Source organism: Streptomyces sp. NPDC091292, assembly GCF_044757265.1.
Classification (GTDB): domain Bacteria; phylum Actinomycetota; class Actinomycetes; order Streptomycetales; family Streptomycetaceae; genus Streptomyces.
In genome coordinates this window covers 421807-442309 of the sequence record NZ_JBIVUQ010000002.1, presented here as the reverse complement: position 1 = coordinate 442309, position 20503 = coordinate 421807, and the positions used below count along the sequence as shown (strand labels likewise).

At 71.9% G+C, this 20503-nt stretch carries 17 protein-coding genes; 7 read left to right on the top strand and 10 right to left on the bottom strand.

What is annotated here, in order from left to right:
* Positions 1-204: 204 nt before the first annotated feature.
* Entirely contained in the window at positions 205-600 is a 396-nt protein-coding gene (locus ACIQNU_RS10070; RefSeq protein ID WP_401363572.1) for a hypothetical protein, read from the bottom strand.
* Positions 601-772: 172 nt separating this feature from the next.
* On the opposite strand from ACIQNU_RS10070, the gene ACIQNU_RS10065 reads away from it, so the two are divergent.
* A complete protein-coding gene (locus ACIQNU_RS10065; protein WP_401363569.1) occupies positions 773-1975 on the top strand; it encodes a DUF4032 domain-containing protein in 1203 nt (400 codons plus the stop codon).
* Here the strand turns inward: ACIQNU_RS10065 and ACIQNU_RS10060 are convergent.
* Entirely contained in the window at positions 1948-2793 is an 846-nt protein-coding gene (locus ACIQNU_RS10060; protein WP_401363566.1) for a methyltransferase domain-containing protein, read from the bottom strand. The genes ACIQNU_RS10065 and ACIQNU_RS10060 overlap by 28 nt on opposite strands.
* Positions 2794-2821: 28 nt before the next feature.
* On the opposite strand from ACIQNU_RS10060, the gene ACIQNU_RS10055 reads away from it, so the two are divergent.
* Positions 2822-4402 carry a PLP-dependent aminotransferase family protein gene (locus tag ACIQNU_RS10055; protein WP_401363564.1) on the top strand — a complete coding sequence of 527 codons (1581 nt, stop codon included), beginning with the start codon at positions 2822-2824 and terminating at the stop codon, positions 4400-4402.
* Between the two features lie 218 nt (positions 4403-4620).
* Here ACIQNU_RS10055 and ACIQNU_RS10050 read toward each other — a convergent pair whose 3' ends face one another.
* The 4 genes from ACIQNU_RS10050 to ACIQNU_RS10035 form a co-directional block, all read right to left on the bottom strand.
* Entirely contained in the window at positions 4621-5220 is a 600-nt protein-coding gene (locus tag ACIQNU_RS10050) for a TetR family transcriptional regulator (protein WP_401363561.1), read from the bottom strand.
* Entirely contained in the window at positions 5217-6743 is a 1527-nt protein-coding gene (locus tag ACIQNU_RS10045; protein WP_401363559.1) for an MFS transporter, read from the bottom strand. Before ACIQNU_RS10045 ends, ACIQNU_RS10050 begins: the two co-directional genes overlap by 4 nt.
* Before the next feature lie 144 nt (positions 6744-6887).
* Positions 6888-7358, bottom strand: a complete 471-nt coding sequence (locus tag ACIQNU_RS10040; RefSeq protein ID WP_401363556.1) for a DUF5709 domain-containing protein — start codon at positions 7356-7358, stop codon at positions 6888-6890.
* Between the two features lie 145 nt (positions 7359-7503).
* Positions 7504-8499 carry an aldo/keto reductase gene (locus ACIQNU_RS10035; RefSeq protein ID WP_401364244.1) on the bottom strand — a complete coding sequence of 332 codons (996 nt, stop codon included), beginning with the start codon at positions 8497-8499 and terminating at the stop codon, positions 7504-7506.
* Positions 8500-8686: 187 nt separating this feature from the next.
* Between ACIQNU_RS10035 and ACIQNU_RS10030 the strand changes: the two genes are divergently transcribed.
* Positions 8687-9643: a LysR substrate-binding domain-containing protein gene (locus ACIQNU_RS10030; protein ID WP_401363553.1), complete on the top strand. Its 957-nt coding sequence runs from the start codon at positions 8687-8689 to the stop codon at positions 9641-9643.
* 110 nt (positions 9644-9753) lie between these two features.
* The gene (locus tag ACIQNU_RS10025) at positions 9754-10803 is read left to right on the top strand and encodes an SPFH domain-containing protein (RefSeq protein WP_401363551.1); all 1050 of its coding nucleotides are present in this window, start codon (positions 9754-9756) and stop codon (positions 10801-10803) included.
* Positions 10804-10842: 39 nt separating this feature from the next.
* Here the strand turns inward: ACIQNU_RS10025 and ACIQNU_RS10020 are convergent, their stop codons facing one another.
* The 3 genes from ACIQNU_RS10020 to ACIQNU_RS10010 form a co-directional block, all read right to left on the bottom strand.
* Positions 10843-12135, bottom strand: a complete 1293-nt coding sequence (locus ACIQNU_RS10020) for a cytochrome P450 (RefSeq protein WP_401363548.1) — start codon at positions 12133-12135, stop codon at positions 10843-10845.
* Positions 12136-12296: 161 nt separating this feature from the next.
* A complete protein-coding gene (locus ACIQNU_RS10015; protein WP_401363545.1) occupies positions 12297-12908 on the bottom strand; it encodes a PH domain-containing protein in 612 nt (203 codons plus the stop codon).
* 91 nt (positions 12909-12999) lie between these two features.
* Entirely contained in the window at positions 13000-13407 is a 408-nt protein-coding gene (locus ACIQNU_RS10010) for an SsgA family sporulation/cell division regulator (RefSeq protein ID WP_401364242.1), read from the bottom strand.
* 302 nt (positions 13408-13709) lie between these two features.
* Here ACIQNU_RS10010 and ACIQNU_RS10005 point away from each other — a divergent pair, with 302 nt between their 5' ends.
* Positions 13710-15137 (top strand): PP2C family protein-serine/threonine phosphatase, encoded by a 1428-nt coding sequence (locus tag ACIQNU_RS10005; protein ID WP_401363542.1) that lies wholly within the window; start codon positions 13710-13712, stop codon positions 15135-15137.
* A 51-nt stretch (positions 15138-15188) separates the two neighbouring features.
* Here the strand turns inward: ACIQNU_RS10005 and ACIQNU_RS10000 are convergent, their stop codons facing one another.
* A complete protein-coding gene (locus tag ACIQNU_RS10000) occupies positions 15189-16697 on the bottom strand; it encodes a hypothetical protein (RefSeq protein WP_401363539.1) in 1509 nt (502 codons plus the stop codon).
* Between the two features lie 246 nt (positions 16698-16943).
* On the opposite strand from ACIQNU_RS10000, the gene ACIQNU_RS09995 reads away from it, so the two are divergent.
* Both ACIQNU_RS09995 and ACIQNU_RS09990 read left to right on the top strand, forming a co-directional pair.
* Entirely contained in the window at positions 16944-18110 is a 1167-nt protein-coding gene (locus tag ACIQNU_RS09995; RefSeq protein WP_401363536.1) for an aminoglycoside phosphotransferase family protein, read from the top strand.
* Positions 18111-18475: 365 nt separating this feature from the next.
* Positions 18476-20464 (top strand): N-acetylmuramoyl-L-alanine amidase, encoded by a 1989-nt coding sequence (locus ACIQNU_RS09990; RefSeq protein WP_401363533.1) that lies wholly within the window; start codon positions 18476-18478, stop codon positions 20462-20464.
* Positions 20465-20503: the final 39 nt, after the last annotated feature.

Here is a 20503-nt window from a genome sequence, read left to right as displayed (position 1 = left end):
CCCTGAAAAACACTGACAACACGCGTACCGTATGTGCGATAAACCGACAAATGCCTCATTCGGGGCGGCGCGGCGGGCAAAGTGACCGCCAAAGGCAGACAAAAGCCAGGTATCGGTGTGAAAGTGCCGGTGATGCGGTGAGGGATCCAGGTTCGGCGGGATGAGCCGACGGCCGGTCGCCGTCGGATCACGGTCGCCGTCAGGTCACGGTGGGGAGACGCGGCGGTACGCGGATCTGGCGCCGACGAGCCGCGAGATCACCGTGCCGACCAGCGCCGCGCCCAGCAGACAGGAGATCCGCAGCACCTCAAGGGGCCCGCTCCAGCTCAGCTCACCGAGCGGCGGCGCCCCGAATCCGTTGAGGAACAGCCAGCACAGGCCCGCCGTTCCGGGCGCCGCCGCGACTCTCGCCCATGCCCCGAGCCCGGCGGCCAGGGCCGACAGGGCGACCAGATAGAAGACGGGCTCGACCAGATCACCGAGCTGGTTGAGCCCCGCCACGAGCACGGCCGAACCGAGAAACGCCCCCGCCCACACCAGCGGCGTCGCCACCGGCTCCGGAACCGCCCTGGCTCCCGCGCTGAGCCACTGCCACTCCACAACCGCCCCTCCTCCCACGTCCCGCCGTGCACGGCGGGGCAAGTAGCTTACGAACATCGGCGGGAGGCAGGCATCAGTTCGGCCACCGGCCGGTTTCCGGCCTCCGGCCCATACCGGACAGGTCGGCCCCCCGGACCGCTACCGGTCCACTCCACCGGACGTGAGGCGATCCATGGCACTGCAGATCAGCGCGACGAACCCCGAGCACCCGGCGCTCCTCCTCGACCTGCCGTGGCACACCCCGCTGGAGGAGTGGCCCGAGGAGTATCTGGTCGCCCTGCCGCGCGGCATCTCCCGGCACGTCGTGCGCTACGCGCGCGCGGGCACCGAGGTCGTGGCGGTCAAGGAACTCGCGGAACGGCCCGCGACCCGCGAGTACGAACTGCTGCGCACCCTGGACCGGATGGGCATACCCGCCGTCGACCCGCTCGCCGTGGTCACCGGCCGCACCGACGCGGCAGGCGACCCCCTGGAACCGGTACTGATCACCCGCCACCTCGGCGGCTCACTCCCGTACCGCTCGATGTTCGAGACGACGATGCGGCCCACCACGATGAACCGGCTGATGGACGCCCTGGCCGTGCTCCTGGTGCGGCTGCATCTGGCCGGGTTCGCCTGGGGCGACTGCTCGCTGTCGAACACGCTGTTCCGCCGTGACGCGGGCGCCTTCGCCGCGTATCTCGTGGACGCCGAGACGGGGGAACTCCACGAGCGCCTCAGCGACGGGCAGCGCGACTACGACGTGGATCTGGCCCGCGTGAACATCGCCGGCGAACTCATGGACCTCGAAGCGGCCGGCGCCCTGCACCCGTCCGTCGACCCGATCCTCTTCGGTACGGCGATCTGCGACCGCTACACCGACCTGTGGACGGAGCTGACCCGCGAGTCGGTGTACCCGGTCGACCAGCGGTGCGACATGGACCGCCGGATCCGGCGGCTCAACGACCTCGGTTTCGACGTGGCCGAAATGCAGATCCGGCACGACGACAACGGCGACACCGTGACCTTCGTACCGAAGGTCGTCGACGCGGGCCACCACCAGCGGCAACTGCTCCGGCTCACCGGCCTCGACACCGAGGAGAACCAGGCGAGGCGGCTGCTCAACGACCTGGAGCACTGGATGGCGACGCAGGACGACTACGCCCCGGGCGACCCGCTGGGCGCCCGCGCCGAGGTCCTCGCGCACCGCTGGGTCCGCGAGGTGTTCCGGCCGACCGTGCGGGCGGTGCCCGAGGACATCCGGCGCACCCTGGACCCGGCACAGCTCTTCCACGAGCTGCTGGAGCACCGCTGGTACATGTCGGAGCAGGCCCGGCACGACGTGGGACTCGACGCGGCGACCGAGGACTACGTGGGGCGGGCGGCGCGCGGCTGAGGGGCCGGCGGGCGGACCGCGCGGGCCTTGAAGAACGTGTAGTGGAAGGTGCCGCCGTCCTGCGCCGACCGGCCGAGGTCGGCGATGCCCCGGTCCCACTCCGCGCGCGTGGTGAGTCCGGCCGCCACCGCCTCGTCGCCGACGGACGCGACCATCGCGAGGAAGGTGGCCCGGGTGAAGCCCTCGACCAACTCGGGCCGGGTGCTGTCCGCGTAGACCGTGCGCGGCTCCACGACGACATCCCGGTATCCGGCGGCCGTGAGCAGCGGCTGGAGACGGCGGCCCACGAGGGCGTCTCCCCCGGCGTCGGCCTGGAGCCGGATCTGATGGCCGACGACGGCACGCGCGCGGGCGCTGTCCGGATGGAAGAACGCGGAGGCGTGGTCGCCCTCGACGACGGTGACCGTGCCACCGGGCCGCAGGACGCGCCGCAGCCCCGCGAGAGCGGCCTCGGGGTCCCTGAGGTGTTCCAGCACGAAGCAGACGAAGACGTGGTCGAACCCGCCGTCGGCGAAGGGCAGGTCGAACAGGTCGGCCCGTACCCACTCCACCCGGGCCCACGGCGCCTGGTCGGCCACGCGGGCGCGCGCCCGCGCGAGGGAGTCCCCGGAGACGTCGACGGCGACCACCCGGGCGCCGGGGCTGCCCGTGACGAGGTGGACGGTCTGCGCGCCCACCCCGCAGCCGACCTCCAGGACCCGGCTGCCGGGCGCGAACACCGTGTCGGCGTGCAGAAGTCGGGCCAGCGTGTCCGCCTGGTCCCCGAGACGGCGGGCCTCGTGGCGCGAGTACCCGTGGACGTATCCGGTGGTGGTCATGGGACGAGCCTGTACGGACAATGGACCGGTGAACAGGTCCAAAGACGAGCGGATTCAGAGGTCCGAAGGCCGGGGTTCGGAAGGTGCGGGTTCCGCGGGAGCGGGCGCGGGTGCCGGTGCGGGCGCGGGTGCGGACTTTCTGCATCTCGATGTCGGGGACGCTCCCTCCGGCGGCCGGGCCGGATGGCTGGCCGACCGGCTCCGGGGCGCCCTCGCGGACGGCCGGCTGCCCGTCGGGAGCCGACTGCCCGCCGGGCGGCTCCTCGCGGCCGATCTCGGGGTCTCACGGGGTGTCGTCACGGAGGCGTACCGGCGGCTGACGGACGACGGCCTGGTCGAGGGGCGGGGACGGAACGGGACGGTGGTGGTCGCCGTACCCGCGCCGGAGACGGCGAGCGGGACGCGCCGGGCACGCCGACCGCCCACGTCCCCCTCCTCGCCCCTGTCGCCCCCGCCGCCCCCGTCCTTCGCGGCGGCTCCGGGCCCGGACGTCTTCGACGCGCTCCGGAACGCCCCCGCCCGTATCGACCTCTCCCCCGGCCTCCCGGACCTCGCGGCCTTCCCGCGCGCGGCCTGGCTCCGTGCCGAACGGGCCGTGCTGTCCGATCTGTCGGCCCCCGATCTCGGGTACGGCGACCCGCGCGGGACCCCGGCCCTGCGTGCTGCCGTCGCCCGCTGGCTGGCCCGTCACCGGGGCATCCGGGCAGACCCGGGCGAGGTGCTGATCGTCGCCGGTACGGCCCAGGCGCTGACCCTCCTCGCGCGCGTACTGCACGCCGACGGCGTCCGGGAGATCGCGATGGAGGACCCGGGGTCGCTGGGCGCCCGGCAGCATCTCGCCCAGGGGCCCCTGTCGACCCCGCCGGTCCCGGTCGACACCGAGGGCGTCCGCGTGGACGCCCTGCGCGCCCAGGGGGCTCCCGCGGTGTTCCTGACGCCCGCGCACCAGTTCCCCACCGGTGTCGTGCTGAGCGGCGAGCGGCGGCGTCTGCTCGGCGCGTGGGCGCGCGAGGGCGGCCTGATCGTGGAGGACGACTACGACGCGGAGCACCGCTACGACCGCCCGCCGGTGCCCGCCCTGCGGTCGCTTCTCACCGATCACGTCTGGTACGCGGGCAGCGCGTCCAAACTCCTGGCGCCCGCCCTGCGCGTGGGCTGGGTACTCGCGCCCGCCCGGTACCGGGACGATCTGGTCGCCGCCAAACGCTTCGCCGACCTAGGCAACGCCGCGCTGCCCCAACTCGTCCTGGCGCGGCTCATGGAGTCGGGCGCCCTGGAACGGCATGTCCGCGCGGTACGCGCGCGCCACCGGCGGCGCAGGGACGCGATGGTCACCGCGATCAGGCGCGAACTGCCCGGCGCGGTGGTGCACGGCGCGGCGGCGGGTCTGCATGTGACGGTCACCTTCGACCGCGGGGGCGCGGGACGCGGGCGGCAGATGGACACCGAACTCGCCGCCGCCTGCCTGGCCGACGGCGTCAAGGCGCATCCCCTGTCGTGGCACAGGCAGCGGCCCGGTCCGCCCGGACTCGTCCTCGGCTACGCGGCGCGCACACCGGACGAGATCGCGGAGGGAGTGTCCTCCATCGGAGGGAACCTCGCCCGGTGACGGCAACTTCGGGGTGCGGGCGTACGTCCAGCGCTGTGGACAGACCACAGACCACAAGGGGAATGAACGACAACGTCAAGGGGGCACCGGTCTACGGACAATGGTCAACTCGGCTTCATGAAGGACACCGACATCGCCAGCGAGACGGACCCGCTGCCGAACTGCTGAGCCGCCCCGGGTGGTTCAGCACCCCGCTCCGCGCCCCGGTACCGGTCGTCTCACGGTGTGAGGTGGGTCTGTACCGCGGGTGCGTAGCGGTCGGCGATGTCGGTCACCGAGGTGGCGCGCAGGTGGGGGCCGCGGACGATGCCGTACATCGCGCCGAGTCCGAGCAGGGTGCTCACGGCGAGTTCCGCGCGCAGCCCCGCGTCGGGCCCTTCGAGGCGGCGGGCGAGCCGGTCGCTTACCTGGGTACGGAAGTTCTCGCGCAGGACGTCGCCCCGCTCGCCCTGGAGCGGCGCGAAGACGATGCGAAGGAGCGGGTCGCCGCGCTGCTGCGACTGGCTCTCCAGGACATGCCGGACCATGTGCCGGCCGAGCGACGCGAGGGGTGCGTCGAGCAGCGCCTCGGCGTCGGCCTCGAAGGACATGACCCGCTCGAAGAGGGCGTCCTTGTTGCCGAAGTACTTCAGGATCAACGGGGCGCTGACACCGGCGCGTTCGGCGACCGCCTTGAGCGTGATGTCGGCGTAGGCGTGGCGTGCCAGCAGATAGCGCACCGCCCGGAGGATGGCCGCCTTCGTCGCCTCGGCGTCACGGCGCACCGGTCCCGGGGCGGGCGACGCCGGGCCCGGGGTCGAGGTCGTCATGACGTTCATGCTCCTTCCAGAGCCTTCTCCCGCACCGCGCCCCGGCGCGCCCGTCCCGTACCGCCCTGCCTCGGGTCCGCGGGAATGGCGAGCGCCACGGCACACGCGATCAGTGCGACCGTACCCGCGATCGCGAACGCCAGCAGATATCCGTGCAAGGTGGGCACCGGGGAGCCGCCGACGATGCTGGTGTGCCGGACGAGCACGGCGGCGACGGCGGCGCTGCACACGGCCTGCCCGATGGTGCGCATCAGGACGTTGACGCCGCTCGCGGACGCGGTCTGCCCGGCCGGGACGGCCCGCAGGATCAGGGTGGGCAGCGCGGAGTACGCGAGGGTCGTCCCCGTGGACACGATCGCCCCGCCGAGCACGATCACCCACAGGTCGCGGCTGTCGGCGATCCGTACGACATAGCCGGCGGCGATGGCCACGGCACCGAGCGCGAGGGTCACGCGGGCACCGCGCGTCGCCGAGATCCGCGCGGAGACCGGCGAGAGGACGAGCATGATGAGGCCGTTGGGCAGCAGGCACAGACCGGTCGCGACGATCGACAGGCCGAGTCCGTAGCCGGTGGCGAGGGGCGCCTGGACGAGTTGGGCGGTCACCAGCGAGTTGGCGTAGAAGGCGAATCCGGCGAGCAGGGCGCCGAGGTGCGGCAGGGCGACCGTGCGGCGGGTCGCGAGCCGCAGGTCGACCAGGGGCCGTTCGGCCCGGAGCTGCTGGCGCCACCACAGGGCCCCGACGAGCACGCTCGCGGCGAACAGGCCGATGATCGGCGGGCTGCCCCAGCCCCACTGGCCGCCCTGGGACACCGCGAGGAGCAGCGTCACAAGGCCGGCGGCGAGACCCAACGCGCCGACCGTGTCGAACCGCCCCGGCTCCCGTACGGGCGATTCCCGCACCGCCCACCAGGCGAGCGCGAGTCCGAGGGCGCCGAGCCCGCTGGTGGCCCAGAACATGACGTGCCAGTTCGCGTACTGCACGATCAGCGCGGTGAGCGGCAGGCCGAGGGCGGCTCCGATGCCGACGGTGGAACTCATCAGGGCGACCGCGGAGCCGGTCCGGGCGGGCGGCAGCTCGTCGCGCAGGATGCTGATGGACAGCGGCACGACCGCAGCCGCCGCGCCCTGGAGGGCCCGCGCCGCGATCAGCAGCCGGATGTCGGAGGTGAGCGCGCACAGCACCGAGCCGAACGTCATGAGGGCGAGCGCGGCCAGCAGCACCCGGCGCTTGCCGTACATGTCGCCCGCGCGTCCGAGGACGGGGGTCAGGACGGCGCCGGTGAGGAGGGTCGCGGTGACCATCCAGGAGACGGCGCCGGGGGACGCGCCCGTCAGACGCGGCAGATCGGGCAGTAGCGGCACGACGACGGTCTGCATGACGGCCATGAGGATGCCGCCGAAGGCGAGAACGGGGACGGTCAGCCGGTCCCGCAGGGCGCGCCGCCCGACGGGACAGGTGGATTCGGGTCCGACGGATTGGACGGATTCGATGGATTCGTTCGGTTCACCGGATATCGGCACAGGCGCCATGGGCATCCCCCGTCGCAGGCGCTGGGTGAATTTCGATTCACCATAGCGGGTGAATTTGTATTCACCTACGGCGGGGTATTTACGCCCGGCGTGCGCGCTGTGCGTTTCGGGGGCTCAGTGGGGGTGCCGTTGCAGCCCGCGCCCTCAGGCGAGATCGCCCTCACCGTCCACCAGATGTACGGCGGCCTCCTCGGCCGAGGCCGCGGCGCCGTCGACGCCGACGTCGTACGCCACCAGGTCGCCGACAAGGTTCTCGTGGGCTCCTTCGTCCGGGCCGACGAGCCGGCCCGCGCGGCGGTCGCCCACTTCCTCGTCGCGCACTTCGCCGTCCGTGTCCCAGGTGTCCCCGATGCCGTCGCCCTCGGGGACACCCACGTCCGGGAGTTCTTCGGCCAGCCGCTCGTCCAGGGTTTCACCGCGGCCCTGTTCGGACGCGGTGACGCCGACGCTCTCCACGCCACGCGGCCTCTCTGGCGGCGACCAGCCCTCGTCGAGCGGATCGCCCGTGCCGTCACCCAGCAGGGTGTCCTCGTCGCCGAGCAGACCCTCGTCGTCCTGCACCTCGGAGCCGTCGGGCTGGTAGACGTCGTCCCCTCGGGCGTTCTCGCTGTCCATGCACAACCTCCTGCCGGGGCCGGGGCGGGCGGACGATCCGGGTGCGCGGTGCGAGCCTCGCGCGCCCTTCCATCGTCCACCCGCGCCCTCGTTCCGCAAACCTGCCGGCCGCCGCGCGGACCGTCCGGCCCCGGTCAGGACCTGCTCAGGACGGCAGCGGCCCGTTCACCAGGGCGTCGATCCGCTCCAGCTCGGCCGCCTCGAAGTCGAGGTTCCGCACGGCGGCGACACTGTCCTGGAGCTGTTCGGTGCTGCTCGCGCCGATGACGGCCGATGTGACGTTGCGCAGCACCCAGGCGAGCGCGAGCTGTGCCAGCGTCTGCCCCCGGTCCTTCGCCAGGACGTCCAGCGCGCGCAGCCTGCGTACGAGATCGTCCGTGACCTTCTCCTCGGTGAGGAACGGGCTGTCCCCCGCCGCGCGTGAACCGGCCGGAATGCCCTTGAGGTAGCGGCCCGTGAGCAGGCCCTGCTCCAGCGGCGAGTAGGCGATCGAGCCGACCTGTAGTTCGGCGAGCGTGTCCAGCAGGCCGTCCTCGATGTGCCGGTCGAGGAGCGAGTAGCGGGGCTGGTGGATGAGCAGCGGGGTGCCCAGCTCGCCGAGGACACGGGCCGCTTCGCGGGTCTGCTCGGGCGAGTAGTTGGAGACACCCACGTACAGCGCCTTGCCCTGCTGGACCGCGGAGTGCAGGGCACCCATGGTCTCCTCCAGGGGCGTCTGAGGGTCGAAGCGGTGCGAGTAGAAGATGTCGACGTAGTCGAGGCCGAGGCGGCCGAGGCTCTGGTCGAGCGAGGACAGCAGATACTTCCGCGAGCCCCATTCGCCGTACGGGCCCGGCCACATGAGGTAGCCGGCCTTGGTCGACACGATCAGCTCGTCGCGGTACGGGCGCAGGTCCGCGCGCAGGGCGTCGCCGAACGCCGACTCGGCGGCGCCGGGCGGCGGCCCGTAGTTGTTGGCGAGGTCGACATGCGTGACGCCGAGGTCGAGCGCGCGCCGCAGGATCGCCCGCTGCGTCTCGGCGGTCCGGTCGGGGCCGAAGTTGTGCCACATGCCCAGGGAGAGGGCAGGCAGCTTGAGACCGCTGCGTCCGGTGCGGCGGTAGGGCATGTCCGCGTAGCGGTCGGGGTGGGCGATGTACACGGTGTGCTCCGGGAATTCGGGGGGCGGCTCGGACGGGCATGGGTAGTGGGGGCGCGAGGAGTCGGCCACGAAGGGTGATCGTCGCGACAAGTCTTCCTCTCGGGCCGCGAGCGGTCCAACAGGCGAATCGGATCCGATTCAGCACTCCGGCTTCTGAGTCCGTGGGGAGCCTGACTACGCTGCGCGCATGGAACTGCGCCATCTCCAGCACTTCGTGGCCGTCGCCGAGGACCAGCACTTCACCCGGGCCGCCGAGCGGCTGATGGTGTCCCAGTCGGGGCTTTCGGCATCGATCCGCGCGCTCGAACGGGAGCTGCGGGCACCCCTGTTCGTCCGCACCACACGGCAGGTGACGCTCACCGAGGCCGGGCGCGCGCTGCTGGGCGAGGCCGAACGGGTCCTCGCGGGGGTGCGGGCCGCCGAGGCGGCGGTGGCCGCGGTGCAAGGGGTGCTGCGGGGCCGGCTCGCCCTGGGGACCGAGCAGTGCATCGCGGGGGTGCCCGTGGGGAAGCTCCTCGCCGGGTTCCGGGCCCGCCATCCGGAGGTGGAGATCCGGCTGCGGCAGGCGGGGTCCGGGCTACTGGTCGAGGAAGTCGCGGCGGGACGGCTCGACCTCGCGTTCGCCGTCGCGGGGGGTGGGGCGGTGGGGCCGGTACGGATGGTGCCGCTGACCGAGGAGCCGATGGCGGTGCTGTGTCATCCCGGGCACCGGCTGGGGGGCGCGGGGCGTGCCGCGCTGGAGGCACCGGGGGCGGCCGGGACGTCGGGCGCGTCAGTAGCCCCGGTCGTCGTCGCTCCGCGTGACCTCGCCGACGAGGCGTTCGTCGACTTCCACGAGGACTGGGGCCCGCGCAGGACCACGGACGCGGCGTTCGACGCGGCGGGGGTGCGACGCACGGTGACCCTGGAGGTCAATGACGTGCACAGCCTGCTGGAGCTGGTCCACGAAGGTCTCGGCATCGCGGTCGTCCCGCGCCATTTCACCCGTAAACCCGAGGCCGGCGGCCTGGTCGCGCGCCCCCTGGACGACCCCGCCGGGGCCAGATACCGCACGGTGGCGGTGCTGCCGCACGAGGAGGCGACGAGCCCCGCGGCCCGCGCGATGATGGCGCTCCTGCCGACCTCGTCGGCCCTCTGCGTGTAAGCCCCGGGCGCCACTTTCCGCACCTGTCCGAACGGCGGCCACGACCCCGTTCGGACCGGACATTCGAGGCATATCCTGGAGGGAGCAAGGCTCGACGTCAGGGGGCCCTCATGGTCCAGGAGCTGATCACATCGGGCATCGCGCTCGTCTCGGTGGCCGGTGTCTACGCCGCGAGTGCCGCACGTGTGGTCAAGCAGTTCGAACGAGGCGTGGTCTTCCGCCTCGGGCAGTTGCACGGTGGCGTGCGCGGTCCGGGATTCACCATGATCGTCCCGTTCGTCGACCGGCTGCGTAAGGTCAACATGCAGATCGTCACGATGCCGGTGCCCGCCCAGGAAGGCATCACCCGGGACAACGTAACGGTACGGGTCGACGCGGTCGTCTACTTCAAGGTGGTCGACGCGGCGAACGCCATCATCGAGGTCGAGGACTACCGTTTCGCGGTCTCGCAGATGGCGCAGACCTCGCTGCGGTCCATCATCGGCAAGAGCGACCTGGACGATCTGCTGTCCAACCGGGAGAAGCTCAACCAGGGGCTTGAACTGATGATCGACAGCCCGGCCATCGGCTGGGGCGTCCAGATCGACCGGGTGGAGATCAAGGACGTGTCCCTGCCCGAGACGATGAAACGGTCGATGGCGCGGCAGGCCGAGGCCGACCGTGAGCGGCGGGCGCGCGTCATCAACGCCGACGCCGAACTCCAGGCGTCCAAGAAGCTCGCCGAGGCCGCCGCGCAGATGTCCGAGCAGCCCGCGGCGCTCCAGCTCCGGCTGCTCCAGACCGTGGTCGCGGTCGCCGCCGAGAAGAACTCGACACTGGTGCTCCCCTTCCCCGTCGAACTGCTCCGCTTCCTTGAGCGGGCGGCACCGACACCCCTGCCGACGTCGGACGCACAGCCCGACCGGCAGGCCCCGTCGATCACTGCGGCGCCCCCGAGCGCCCCCGCTCCGGGCGAGCCGACCGAGCCCGCCGAACCGTCCGACCGGCCCGGCACATCCGACGCCCCGCCCGGCACCCCCGAGACCCCCAGCGCCGCCGATCTCCTCCATGCGTTCGGCCTGCTCAGCGACTCGGATCCCGGCGACCCGACCGACCTCGCGGACCCGACCGACCTGCCGGGTATACCGAAGCCGAAGCCGCGCGGCAGGACGGCGCCCTGAGCCGACGGCGCCGACGTCCGGGGCCGGTCCTCCTCCGATTCACCAGGCGACGACGAGGGTCTTCGGCCCCCGGATGAACCCCTTGCTCTGGAACTCCGTCTCGGTCGCCGGTCCCGCGAGCCGCAGGTCGGGGAAGCGGGCGAGGAGGCTGCCGACCATGACCTCGGACTCCATCCGGGCCAGCATCGCGCCCATGCAGTGGTGGGGTCCGTGGCCGAAGGAGAGGTGGGCGACGCCCTCGCGGCCGAAGTCGACGGTGTCCGGGTCCTCGAAGACCTCGGGGTCGCGGTTGGCGGCGAGGTAGGAGGCGTAGACGGCCTCACCCGCGCGGATCACCACACCGCCCATCTCGACATCCTCGGTGGCGATACGCGGCAGCCCGACGCCGTTGCGGTGCGGGATGTGCCGGATGAGTTCGTCCAGGGCCTGCGGCAGCGTCTCGGGGCGTTCGCGCAGCCGGGCCATGAGGTCGGGGCGCGTCAGCAGCATGTACACCATGTTGGCGCTGTTGTAGCGCACCGCGTGGGCCCCGCTGACGAGGATCGCGGTGGCCAGGGACACCGCCTCGTCCTCGCTGAGGTCACCGGCGTCGATCGCCTCCACCAGCACCCCTGTGAGATCGTCCGACTCCAGCCCACGACGGCTGCGCAGCAGACCCACGATGAACTCGCGTACGTGCGCCTTCGCCGCGTTCCCCTTTTCCGGCGTGGTCATGGAGAGGATGATGTCGCCCCAGCCGAGCAGACCGTCCCGCTCGGCGCGCTCCACTCCGAGCAGGTCGCAGACGACGGCGAGCGGCATCCGCGCGTGCAGACTCTCCATCAGGTCGGCCGGCGAGCCCTGCCGTTCCATCGCGTCGAGGAAGCTGTCGCAGGTCTCCTGCGCGAGGGGCCGCAGCCGCTTCATGTGCTGTCCCGTGAACGCCTTCTGCACGATCTTGCGGAGGTGGGTGTGGTACGGCGGGTCGGCGTAGTTGAGCCCGACCGTCGAGGCGACCCGGTGGCCGGACATGCCCGTCACGGTCTGCTCGACCAGCTCGGTACGGCTGAACCGGGGGTCGGAGGTGACGTCCTTGACGTCCTGGTAGCGGGTCACGAGCCAGGCCTCGTGCTGATCGGCGTACGGCAGCCTGATCCGGGCGATCCGCTCGCCGTGCAGCACCTCGTACAGCAGCGGGTCGAACTCCAGGGCGGGCAGATCCTCCACCGCCCAGGCGCGGACGGCGGGCCGCGCACCCGCGGGGCCTCCGCCGTCGGTCGGGGTGCCGCTGCCGGACGGAGTGCTGCTGCGTTCGGGGCCGCCGGACTCGGCGGTCCTGGGTCGGGACGTCATCGTTCTCGTCTCCCAGGGGCTGGCCGCGCGGTCCGGGGTGGGCCGACGCGGACGTACGGGGGGTCGAGGCCATGCCTTCCCGGTGGCCCGCCCCGGGGACCCGTACGCGCGCCGGGGCCGCCTGAACGGAGCAGACGAGCCGCCCCACCGACGCAGCCACGTCAGCGGCCGAGCGCTCCTTCGCCCCCGCCTCCGCACAGGGCGAGCGCCCGCTCCATGTACGCCACCTCGTCGTCGCACGGCGCGGGGTGTCCCGTCAGGCCCAGGTCGCGGGCGGTGAACTGGGCGAAGACGAGGCCGTGGCGCGCCAGCCGGGCGTGCTCGGCGGGGGTGAGCCGGTCGGGGGCGGTGTGCGGTGCGTCGAGGGCGACGATGACGGGCCCGTGCACGGCACCCGCGCCCGGCCGCTCGGCGACGAGGCGGATCTTCCACCAGTCGCCGTCCTCGACGGAGCCGGTGTGGTGCCGCTGCACGCACAGGCCGCGTATCTGGCTCCAGGGCACATGGCGGCTCTTCCACGGGCGGACGACGGTGACGCCGGAGTCGTCCACGCGGACGACGAAGCGGCGGCGCAGTCCGAAGTGCAGCAGGATGCCGACGGCGACGGGGGTCAGGCAGAACAGCAGGGGTTCGTCGAGAAGTCCGAGGGGCAGGGCGAGCGCGGGGGCTGTCACGACCCCGACGACGAGCAGGACGCACCCCCACTCCAGCGCGATACGTGACTCCAACACCGGTACGACAACTGCTTGTTGCGGCTGCTCCGACGACCCCATGGACGCACCCCCCGGCCGATCATCTCAGAGGGTTGCCGCGGCGTCATGCCTGCGTTCGGGGGGTATCGGCGAGGATGGACGAACAAGCCTCCTACGCGAACAGCGCGGACAGACCGCGTTCGACGGCCGGACCCAGGTCCTCCTGACCCGCGGGCACGGCGGTGTACGTACGCCGCAGGAAGCGGCGCAGGACGGCCTCGTCGAACTGCACCAGAGCCATGCCCTCGGGGGCGTGCACCTCCAGGACCGTCCGGGCCCTGCCGCACGGCCAGATGTGCACGTCGCCGCAGCCCGTCGGGATACGCAGGCCCTTCTCCAGAAGTTCACGGCCGAAGGTCCAGATGACCTCGGTGTCATTCGGGGACACCTCGACGGGGAACACCACCTGCACGGCCAGCGGATCGTCGGCGTCGTAGCGCAGCGTCACTGTGAGGTCACGCTCCTGACGCTCGGGCGTGATCAGACGGGCTCTGGCCGGCTGGTGCAAGGTCACGAACATCATCTTCTTGGTCTTCTGGCTTCCGTTTTCCAGGTCACTTACCTCTCCCTACGACCCCCTGCGGCGCCGTGTGTTCCGCGGACTCCGCCATGCATTATTGTGACCTGTGTCACAGCGGATGTCTTGTGCGTCGACCCGTCACACGGCTCCCCCACCCCCTCCCCGGAAGCCGCAGGCATATGCCAGAAGCACCACCGAATCGTGTGTTGCCAAATCGCTTACAGCGCCTGCCGGGCTGTGCGACAGTCATAACCGGCCCTTCCCTTGCTCTTGGTCGTACCGTTCCTTCCCCGGAGTAGGTCATGCCGTCCCATGTCTCTGCGGACCCCTCAGCCGACCAGCCGTCCCCGCGCGGCACGGTCGACTCACTGATCACGCAGACCCGCCGACTGCGCGGAGATGTCGACGCGGTGCGCCGCGAGTCGTCCCCGCAGGACGGTGAAGAGGGCCGCTGGCAGCGCGCGTTGTGCGATCTGGCGATGCATCAGCTCAACGATCTGGACGAGCATCTCGCCCAACTCCGCGACGGCCCACCGCCCCTGACGCCCCGTCCACCCGTCCCCGCCCCCCGCGCCACCTCGGTGCCCGAGCCGCTGCGCGGCTCCCTCCTCAGCCGGGTCGGCACCGCCGAGTGGAACCTCCTGACGGACGAGGCCAGTTGGTCCGGTGAGCTGTTCCAGATCCTCGGCCGGGACCCCGCCGCTCCCCCGCTCACCCTCGACGAACTGCCGTCCCTCGTGCACGCCGACGACCAGCGGATGCTGACCACGATGGTGACGGACTGCCTCATCGACGGAAAGCCGATCGACGGCGAGTTCCGGGTCGCGCGCGCCGACGGCAGCCTGCGGACCGTGCACATGATGGGTGAACCGGTACTCGACGCCGACGGCAGCACCGCCTCGATGTGGGCCGTCCTGCGGGACGTCAGCGAGCTGCGCCGCAGCGAGCACGCGGTGAGCGAGAGTCGTGACACGCTCCAGCGCGGGCAGCACATCGCGCAGACCGAGCACCGGCTCGCGGTGGAGCTCCAGGAGGCCGTACTTCCACCCTGGCGCGGCCCCCTGCGGATCCCGCGCGGCGGCCCCGACACGCTCGACCTGTCGGCCCGCTATCTGCCCTCGTCGGTGAGCGCCCTGATCGGCGGCGACTGGTACGACGCGCTGGAACTCCCCGACGGCGAGGTCCTGTTGAGCGTCGGCGACCTCACCGGGCACGGAGTGACCGTCACCTCGGGCATGGCGATGCTGCTCGGCGCGCTGCGCGGCATGGCGGTCGCGGGGGCCAGGCCCGGTGAACTCATGGGCTGGCTCAACCAGTTGCTCGACGCGTCCGTCCAGCCCGCCCTGGGCAGCGCCGTCTGCTGCCGCTACCGGCCCGAGACCCGCACCCTCGTCTGGGCACAGGCAGGACACCCCGCCCCGCTGCTCTTCCGCAACGGAACGGGGTGCGCGCTGCCGCCACCGGCCGGCGTACTCCTCGGAGCCACCACCGGCGCCGTCTACGAGCAGGCCGAAGAGACCCTGGAGCCCGGCGATCTCCTGCTGTTCCACACCGACGGACTGGTCCCCCGGCGCGCCGGCATCGCCGCACAGCTCCGGCTCCTCGCGCTGGCACCCCGGTTCGCCGAGGCCGACACCGTCCAGGAGTGCGTGGAGACGGTGGTCGAGGAGTTCGGTGAGACCGAACGGGAGGACGACGCCTGCGTCCTGATCGCACGCGTCACCGACTGAACGACACCCGGGACTACACCCCGGACACCGCGGAAGGGAATCCGGGCGCCGTTACGCCTGTGCCCGGCCTCCCTTTGACTTCCCGACGGTCTTCGGCAGCGCGAACTCGATCTCCTCGCGCAGATCCTCGATCTTCGGATAGTCCGAGAACTGCCCGGTCAGCCGGTACATCTCCCGCAGCCGGTCCCAGGTGCGGTGCGAGGAGTTGTCCCCCATCGACACCAGGGCCAGCCGCGCGTACCGATCGGCCTGTTCGGGGTCGTCCGCGATGAAGCAGGCCGAGGCCAGCGAGATGTAGTCGAAGATCTGGGACCGCTGCCGGCCACCCGCCCGCAGTTCCAGGGCCTCCTTCGCATGACGCTGCGCGGTGTTCGCCGCCGCCGGTTCGTGCTCGGCGAGGGTGCGGTAGGCCAGGGCCTGCATCCCGTGCAGATCCGCCTCGTCGAACATCTGCATCCAACTCGGCGGCGGGACATCACCCTTGTCGGACACGAAGAGGTCCTCCGCGTGCCCGAGGGTGCGGCGCATGGCCTGACCACGTCCCATCGACGCCTGCGCCCACGCCTCGATGGTGTAGAGCATCGCCCGGGTACGCGGCAGGGTCTCCTCACCGGAGCCGGACTTGGCGAGTTTCATCAGGTCGAGTGCGTCGTCGGGCCGGCCCAGGTGCACCATCTGGCGGGCGGCCCGTGACAGGGCCTCCCCGGCGCGCGGCCGGTCGCCGCCCTCACGGGCCGCGTGCGCGGCGATGACGAAGTACTTCTGGGCCGTGGGTTCGAGGCCGACGTCGTGGGACATCCAGCCCGCGAGGACGGCGAGATTGGCGGCGACGCCCCACAGGCGCCGCTGAAGATGGTCGGGGTGGCGGTAGGAGAGCATGCCGCCCACTTCGTTGAGCTGGCCCACCACCGCCTTGCGTTGCAGGCCGCCGCCGCGGGCAGCGTCCCAGGCCCGGAACACCTCGACCGAACGCTCCAGCTCCTCGATCTCCTGGGACCCGATGGGGGCGGCCTCGTAGCGGTCGAACCCGGCGGGGTCGGCGGTGCCTGTGGCGGAGAGGGGATCGTCGGTGCGGGGAGCGTCGGCCATGAGGCCCGGATCGGTGTGCAGCCAGTCGTGCATGGCGCTGCTGAGTGCGGAGCCGGCGGCGAGCGCGGCACCCGCGCCCACCAAGCCGCGTCGGTTGAGCATGAGGTCCATTCCCGTGAATTCGGTGAGGACCGCGGCCGTCCGCTCGGGCGCCCACGGCACACCGTCGGGATGCTCCACACTCCCGCCGGCGCGCCTCTTTCCGGGACGCCCGTGCCGGACCAGACCGAGGTCCTCGATGGTCACGACACGGCCGAGTCGCTCGGTGAACAGCGCCGCCAGCACCCGCGGTACCGGGTCGCGCGGGATCTCTCCCGTGTCGACCCACCGCCGCACCCGTGAGGTGTCGGTCGCCAGCTGCGGGTGGCCCATGGCCGTCGCCTGCCGGTTGACCATTCTCGCGAGTTCGCCCTTCGACCAGCCGGTCAGGCCGAACAGGTCGGAAAGGCGGGTGTTGGGTTGTCCGCTCACGTCAAGCCCCCAGGTTCTCGGCTGGTTCGACACTAGACCCGTGAACAGGGGCGGCAGTTGCTGCGCGACTATTCGCCACGGTTCGCCAGGGTCCGCCAGATGGTGTGCCAGTCGGCATCGGGTGTCAGGTAGGAAAGCGCCACCCCGACCCGGCGGCCGTAAGAACACTCCCCAGGGTGAACCCAGGGCCGCCGGGCGGGGAGGCGCACAGCAAACTGCCGGCACACGAAGGGATCTGTTTCGCCCATGTACGCAGCGTCGTCCTCCGTGTCCGCCCCTCCCCGGCCCCAGCACACCGCCGCTCCGCGCACCCCGGCCAGGGCGCGCGAGGTGGTCCCGCCCCCGGGCGGCGGCCCCTACCTCGACCCCGCGCGCTCCGCGCTCGGCACGGGGCGGGCGCGGCGTGTGACCGGGCCCGGCACCCAACCGCTCAGCGGGAGAATCGACTTGTCCGGCCCCCAGGGCGCGCAGTTGCGCACGGCGCTCGCGTCGGTGCACCGCATCTGCCCGGAGTTCAGCCCGGTGCAGGTGCTGCGGCGGAGCGGACGCTCCGTGCTGCTCGTCGGAACGACAGGGCGCAGCACCGCCGTCGCCAAGTGTTTACTGGATCAGTCGCCTGTGTGGGCCGAGCACAGCAGGCACGAAATAGCCACGTACCGCTCGTTCGTCCGGCACCGCCCGCCGGTGCGGGTGCCGCGGCTGATCGCCGCGGATCCGGACAACTGCACGCTGGTGATCGAGCGGATGCCGGGGCGGGTCGCCGCGTTGCAGCGGCACCCGGTGGAGGCCCCGCCGCGCGCCGACGTCCGCACCGCGCTCGCCGCGATCTGCCGGCTGAATCAGTGGCAGCCGCCGGAGGGCACGTTCGGCAGGCCGCTGGACTACGTGTCCCGGATGTCGCGGTATCACGAGCTGGGGCTGCTCACCGACCGTGATCTGGGCGACCTCCAGAAGCTGTTGCACGGTGTGGCGCAGTCGTCGGGCCGTCAGGGCGTCCGGCTCCAGTTCTGTCACGGGGACGCGCTCCTGTCGAACATGCTGCTCTCGCCGGCCGGTCCCGTCCTGGTCGACTGGGAGCACGCGGGCTGGTATCTGCCGGGTTACGACCTGGCGACGCTGTGGGCCGTGCTCGGTGACGCGCCGATGGCGCGGCGGCAGATCAGCCAGCTCGCACAGCACGCGGGTCCCGCGTCGCGTGACGCGTTCCTGGTGAATCTGATGCTGGTGCTGACACGTGAGATCAGGACCTACGAGACGGCCGTGCAGCGTTCGCTCCAGGACACGGCCCCGGCGGCCCCGGCGCCCGCCGGTGGCGCGCCGTCCGGTGAGGAGCAGCGGCTGCTGCTGAGGCGGCTGCACGACGACTGCCAGATGGCCCGCAAGGCGGTGCGTGCGGCGGTCGGCACCCGCTGACGGAGGCGGTCTGACGGGGAGTACGGATCCGTGGTGCGCGGGAAACTTCGGCGCACCACGGATCGCCGCGTTCCGACGAGAGCGCATCCCCCGAACAGGTGGACCGCGTCCGCTCGGCCCCCGTACACCCGCACTCGTGTGCCGGAGCCGGCCCGGTGCCAAGTGGCCGTGACCGTCCGGACATTGGTCCACTCCACTGACGCGCCGCAGGCGGTGTCACCGCCATCGCGAAACCCCGCTCCGACCCGGCCTGACGTGCGAACTTCCTTTTCCTGGGCATGATTGACGGATCGTCTGCGAGCCGATACCACTGACCCCGTCCGGCTCGCACGCCCCATCGCGCTCTACCGTCCGGGAGGCACGCTTTGCGAGGATCCGCCACTGACCGCACACCGGCCGTACGCAGCCGGTCGCACCGGACGGCGGGGGTGGTGGCGTCGGCCGCGCTGCTGCTGCCCCTTCTCGGCGCCGCGCCGTCCGGAGCGCAGGCGCCCTCCGCACCCGGCGCCGCCCCGACGGCAAGCCTCCAGCGCGCGTTCGCGTCCGCCGCCGCCACTTACCACGTACCGCAGAGCGTGCTGCTCGGTGTGTCGTACCTCCAGTCGCGCTGGGACGGGCACGCGGGCGCGCCCAGCGTGACCGGGGGCTACGGCCCGATGCATCTCACGGACGCGCGGACCGCGCTCGCGGGGGCGCAGCACCACAGTGAGGGCGCCGAGGATTCGCGCGGCGACGGGTCGCGGCCCGCGCTCGTGCCCACGGCGGAGGTGCCCGAGCCGTCCCAACTGCCCGCTCGCCTGAAGACGTTGACGAAGGCGGCCCGGCTCACGGGACTGCCGGCGGCCGAGCTGCGCGAGGACCCGGCGGCGAACGTGCGCGGTGGCGCGGCGCTGCTCGCGGACGCGCAGAAGCGGCTCGGGAAGCCGCTCAGCGGCGATCCGGCGGACTGGTACGGGGCGGTCGCCGCGTTCTCCGGCGCCGATGACAGCGCCACGGCCGCGATCTACGCGAACGACGTGTTCGCGGTGGTCCGGGACGGCGCCGAGCGCACCACCGACAGCGGGCAGCGGATCACCCTCGCGCCGGAGCCCGGCCTGCGGCCGGACGCCGCGCAGCTGCGGACGGCGGGGCTGCGGCAGGCGGCCGAGGGTGCGACGGAGTGCCCGGCGACGGTGGCCTGCGAGTGGATTCCAGCGCCGTACGAGGAGTTCGGCGAAGGGGACTACGGCAACCACGATCTGGCGGACCGCCCGAAGGACCAGAGCATCGACGCCATCGTGGTGCACGACACCGAGGGGTCCTGGGACGTCTCGGTGAAGCTGGTGCAGGACCCGACGTATCTGGCGTGGCACTACACCATCCGGTCCACGGACGGGCACATCGCACAACATGTGAAGACGAAGGACGTCGGCTGGCACGCGGGCAACTGGTACGTCAACGCCCACTCGGTCGGTATCGAGCACGAGGGTTTCCTCGCGAACCCGGACGCCTGGTACACGGAGGCGATGTACCGGACGTCGGCGCGGCTGGTGACGTACCTCGCGAAGAAGTTCGACATCCCGCTGGACCGTCAGCACATCCTCGGCCACGACAACGTGCCCGGTCCGACCGCAGCGAACGTGCCCGGGATGCACACGGACCCGGGCCCCTACTGGGACTGGCAGCACTACTTCACCCTGATGGGCAAGCCGTTCCAGCGGACGGCGGGCGCCAAGGGCGATGTGGTGACGGTGGCGCCCGACTACGCGAAGAACCAGCCGGCGTACACGGGCTGCGCAAAGGCGGGCGAGCCGTGCGCGCCGCACGGCTCCGGTGCGGTGCGGGTGCACACGGCGCCGAGTGACGACGCGCCGCTGATCAAGGACGTCGGGCTGCGGCCCGGCGGCCAGGATTCGACGATCGACGTGAACGACGTCGGCGCACGGCTGTCCACCGGTCAGCAGTACGCGGTGGCGGAGCGGCAGGGCGACTGGACGGCGGTCTGGTACCTGGGTCAGAAGGCGTGGTTCAAGAACCCGAAGAAGCTGCCCACCGCCGTCCCCGCGCAGGGCCTCGTGGTGACTCCGAAGGCGGGCCGGGCGGACGTTCCGGTGTACGGGCGTGCCTACCCGGAGAAGGAGGCGTACCCGGCGGGACTGCCGGTCCAGGCGGTCGCGGCACTCCCCTACAAGCTGCTCGCCGGTCAGCGGTACGTGGTCGGGCAGAAGGTGGCGGGTGAGTACTTCTACTCGCCCACCTTCGACACGACGGTGCACCGTGTGGTGCGCGGCACGGACCAGTACTACGAGATCCAGTTCGGTCACCGCGTGGAGTATGTGCGGGCGGCCGACGTCGACGTGGTGCGCGTCCGGTAACCGGGCGCTTGCGCGCCAGGGCCTGTCGTCAGATTCCCG

Bases quoted from the DNA above. Each gene is read 5' to 3' on its own strand.
- ACIQNU_RS10040 (WP_401363556.1), bottom strand. From the start codon at position 7,358: ATGGACAGCGAGAACGCCCGAGGGGACGACGTCTACCAGCCCGACGGC.
- ACIQNU_RS10010 (WP_401364242.1), bottom strand. From the start codon at position 13,407: ATGTTCGTGACCTTGCACCAGCCGGCCAGAGCCCGTCTGATCACGCCC.
- ACIQNU_RS10005 (WP_401363542.1), top strand. From the start codon at position 13,710: ATGCCGTCCCATGTCTCTGCGGACCCCTCAGCCGACCAGCCGTCCCCG.
- ACIQNU_RS09995 (WP_401363536.1), top strand. From the start codon at position 16,944: ATGTACGCAGCGTCGTCCTCCGTGTCCGCCCCTCCCCGGCCCCAGCAC.
- ACIQNU_RS10050 (WP_401363561.1), bottom strand. From the start codon at position 5,220: ATGAACGTCATGACGACCTCGACCCCGGGCCCGGCGTCGCCCGCCCCG.
- ACIQNU_RS10065 (WP_401363569.1), top strand. From the start codon at position 773: ATGGCACTGCAGATCAGCGCGACGAACCCCGAGCACCCGGCGCTCCTC.
- ACIQNU_RS10060 (WP_401363566.1), bottom strand. From the start codon at position 2,793: ATGACCACCACCGGATACGTCCACGGGTACTCGCGCCACGAGGCCCGC.
- ACIQNU_RS10045 (WP_401363559.1), bottom strand. From the start codon at position 6,743: ATGGCGCCTGTGCCGATATCCGGTGAACCGAACGAATCCATCGAATCC.
- ACIQNU_RS10020 (WP_401363548.1), bottom strand. From the start codon at position 12,135: ATGACGTCCCGACCCAGGACCGCCGAGTCCGGCGGCCCCGAACGCAGC.
- ACIQNU_RS10015 (WP_401363545.1), bottom strand. From the start codon at position 12,908: ATGGGGTCGTCGGAGCAGCCGCAACAAGCAGTTGTCGTACCGGTGTTG.
- ACIQNU_RS10030 (WP_401363553.1), top strand. From the start codon at position 8,687: ATGGAACTGCGCCATCTCCAGCACTTCGTGGCCGTCGCCGAGGACCAG.
- ACIQNU_RS10025 (WP_401363551.1), top strand. From the start codon at position 9,754: ATGGTCCAGGAGCTGATCACATCGGGCATCGCGCTCGTCTCGGTGGCC.